Genomic DNA, 3624 nt, shown 5'->3' with positions numbered 1-3624 from the left:
AAGAATTTCTCCCGAATAACCAAAACCATTTGCGCTAGTGTAAGTAATTCCACTTATCATGTTTGTAGCTATCCCTGTTGTAAGGGTTTGTGTTCCTGACATCATTGTTTGTGTAAGGACTTTATCAAATGAACCGACAGCTTTTCCAACAGCAGCAGTTGTAAGTCCGCTAAAAGCGCCTCCTATTACGCTGGTTACGGTATTTGTCAATATGGTTTTTCCAACGCTAAAGGCAACTTCATCAATGGGTTTATAGTCAAAAGCTACATCAAGCAATCCTAGTGTAATTTCGGTGGAGGAACATATAGCGACAGATAACGCGACTCCCGCAACTGCAGCAGGCGTAGCTGTGCCAAATGAGCAGACGGAGACTACTGTTGCGGCTACAACAGCTCCTGCAATTGTACCGGCAGTGCGAAGAGAAGGCGCTGTAAACCAGCTTCCCCCGTCATCCCATATTCGTTTATCCCACGGCGCTATTGTAAGTTCTGCGCTTCCCATTTTATCAATGACAAACCAATATTGAAAATCGGACATAAGCCGTCCCATTTCTCCATTGCCTTCGTCGTAAAACATATCGCCTCTGGATTTTGTTCCCATGTTTCTTTCCGCCGGACCGTATCCTATGTGTGCTCCGAATTTTCCAGGGGACTGTTCGCGTTCTATTCCGCTTCTAGTAATTGGTATTGGTTTTTGATTGTATCCGAATATATCACTTGCAATTGTTTGTACTTCAACGTAAACATTATTTATCAATTCTTGAATAGCAATGCTATTTAAGCCGGAAAGAAAATCATCGTCCAAATTTGTTTGTAATTTTACCGGCTCCATTATGTAATTTCTGTATCCTGTAATAGTTACAGTCTGTGTAACTACAGGTTTTAAAAGCGTTGAGCCTTTTATAATATCTTTTACATAATTATTGCCGCTTTTACTCCAGAGTCCTTGAAAAATAAACATATTATCCATTTTGTCTCTAAAGTTTTGGTTAGCTGAATTTACATTATTAGCTAATCCTTTGACTGCTTCATCTGCGGATTTACGAGCGGAGTAAGCAAGTTTTTTTGATTCTTTTTTCGCAATTTCCGCATTTGCTTCTTTTGCATAAGCAGAAGCCGTGAATCTTACAATCGCGGAATCCCAAGAAGAAGATCCGCCTATGCCTCGTTTTACAAGCGGAGAAGTTATTCCTGTATAATTGTTTAATGAGTTAAATGCACTTGCCATATTAACAATACCTGATGATTGTAAAAGATTTGCCATAAGAGCTTGAGCTTCAGGAACCGCGTCTCTGATTCCAAAAGGTTCTCTTGTGTCCATGAATCTGGATAAACGTTCTCCTTCCGCGCCTACAAGCGATAAAAATGCTTCTGATGACGCTTGATTTACGGCATCTGCCGCCTGTTCCAGCCATTTTTCTTTGTCTTCAAGACCCGCAAGATATGCATAAGCCCATTCATTATTGACGCGTTCATATTCGCTTTGAAAATTCGTTTTCCATTGTTTATATGCGTCTTGTAATTTTTTAGAACTTTCAATCCAGTCTGTTCTTCCATTTTCAAGAATTAGTTCCGCTGTTTTCTGCCATTCGTTATATTTTTCCGTTAAGTCCTTTCTTGTTATCGTCCATTCAGCTTCTCTGGCTTTAAGTTCCGCGTTATATTTATTTTTTATTGTTTTTTCTGTAAATAAAATTATTTCTTCACCTTTATCTCTAAATAATGAATCAAAATTAAAATTTGTATTTGTATACATTGATAAATTGTCAACCAAAATACCATACATATTATCAAGATAGTATTTTGATGAAATTTTTCTGTAAGCATTTTCCGCCGCAGTTTTAACATTGTTGATGTTTGCTTTTCCGTTAATATAATCGTCTACCATTGATAAAAAGACACCTTCATTTTTTTGTTGATTTTGCATATCTACGGAAAATTGGTTTTCCAGACTGTTTTTTGATAATTGTACTTGTTCATCTGTCCAATTTAACAACCCCATAAGCGCGGAAAAAACATCTTGGTATGCTGTTTTGGAATTGTTTTTTTGTATTTCTTCCCAGCAAGTTTTTAGAATAGTCATATCATCAGATTTTATTTTTGCTAATGAAAGAGAACTTTCTATATCATTCCAAGTAACTTTTTGCTCCTCTGTTTTTATACCTTCAAAGTTATCCAAATTTTTACATGACGTTAAATATAAAGAAGATGTATTCTTTATGGAATCAAAATTACTATATAAACCGTTTATCCAGTTATTAACACGGCTAGATGTTGCGGAGTAAAGCGATTTTACTCTGTCATATGTACTTTTATTTACAGAATAAGATTCTTTCCAGAATCCCCATTCAATAATACGCCACCATGTATCTAAAACATCTTTTGCTTCTGAATATAAATCGTCAGTCTTTCTTTTTGCGTATGCGTAAGCATTATTAGTATATACATCTTTAAACCCGGCAAAGTATTCACAGTTTGCGGTTAATGTCAGAATAACATAGAATTCAAGATCTGCCCTTTCTGCCGCATTCAAGTTGTTCCATGCTTTTTGAAATAAACTTTCAGGATAATCATCAAAATAATGATCTTCCATATATGAACCAAGAGTAATTAATTTAGCATCATAATCAAGTTTGATTTTTTCATCTGCTAAAGAACCGTTACTGCTTAATGCTCCTCTTGTTGAGAAATTATTACTTAAAAAAGATAAATTACCGTTTGCGCCTATTAAAGAAGAAAGAAGATAATTTCTGGCATAACTCCATTGCTCAAATTTGCCTGAATTCTCAAAATACTTAGACATTCTTGCGCTTAAATCTCTAAGAGCTTTTTCAAAATCGGAAATCTCAAAGCGCTCGCCGTCTATCGGGTTTGTTGTATTAAAAAAATCAATAACAGAAGCTATTTGTGTTGAATTTACTCCGGAAAGAACCATAGAGCCGTTTTTTGAAAAAGCTAAACGTCCATTGTTAATAATAATTACATTTTCTATTCTCCATTCGTTTTTTGATTCTGGTAAGGTATAATTTTGGTAATTAAAGTTTGTTCCAAGTTGAAATAAATAATCTTGATATTTATGATAAATATCATTATTGTATATCAACTCTTGAGTATATGCAGATGATAGCAATTCTATAGCTTCAAGCGTTTTTAGTTTTCTTGTAAAACTTTGTTCATAAGCTGTATATAACGCTTTATACTCAGGATTATCGTAAGTGATTCTGTTTTCGTTATTTGAAATATCAGAAAGAACTTGTAAAACGGTTTGTGCTTTTGCTAGTTTAGTTTTGCAATCATCAGGATCGATATTATCAATATTTATATATGAAGTGCTTGCCCATCTTTGTATGGCGTCTTGTTTTTCATATTCAAGTCGTTTTTTATCAGTATTATTATGCGCTGTATTTAAAATTTTGTATTGATTATCGTACTGAGAGCCAAAGTCAATAAATATTTCAGCTTCTTTAAAATATTTTTCTTTTAACGGATTAATCATACTTTCTTGGATTTTTATTTTTTCTTCTAAATCAAATATTTGTTTTAGTATTTTTTCCGGAGGTTGTTTTGATAATTCATAAGCTTTTGTCGCGTCAATTATTACATTATGTTGCGAATATAATAAATC

At 34.1% G+C, this 3624-nt stretch carries 1 protein-coding gene; it reads right to left on the bottom strand.

What is annotated here, in order from left to right; translation table 11 throughout:
• Positions 1–3624 (bottom strand): hypothetical protein (locus ACYVTD_RS10555; protein ID WP_461247736.1); only part of this gene is annotated, 3624 nt, incomplete at both ends.

This window comes from Treponema sp. R6D11 (assembly GCF_054786075.1).
Note: the sequence above shows the minus strand (reverse complement) of the source record. Positions and strands in the feature narration are given on the sequence as shown.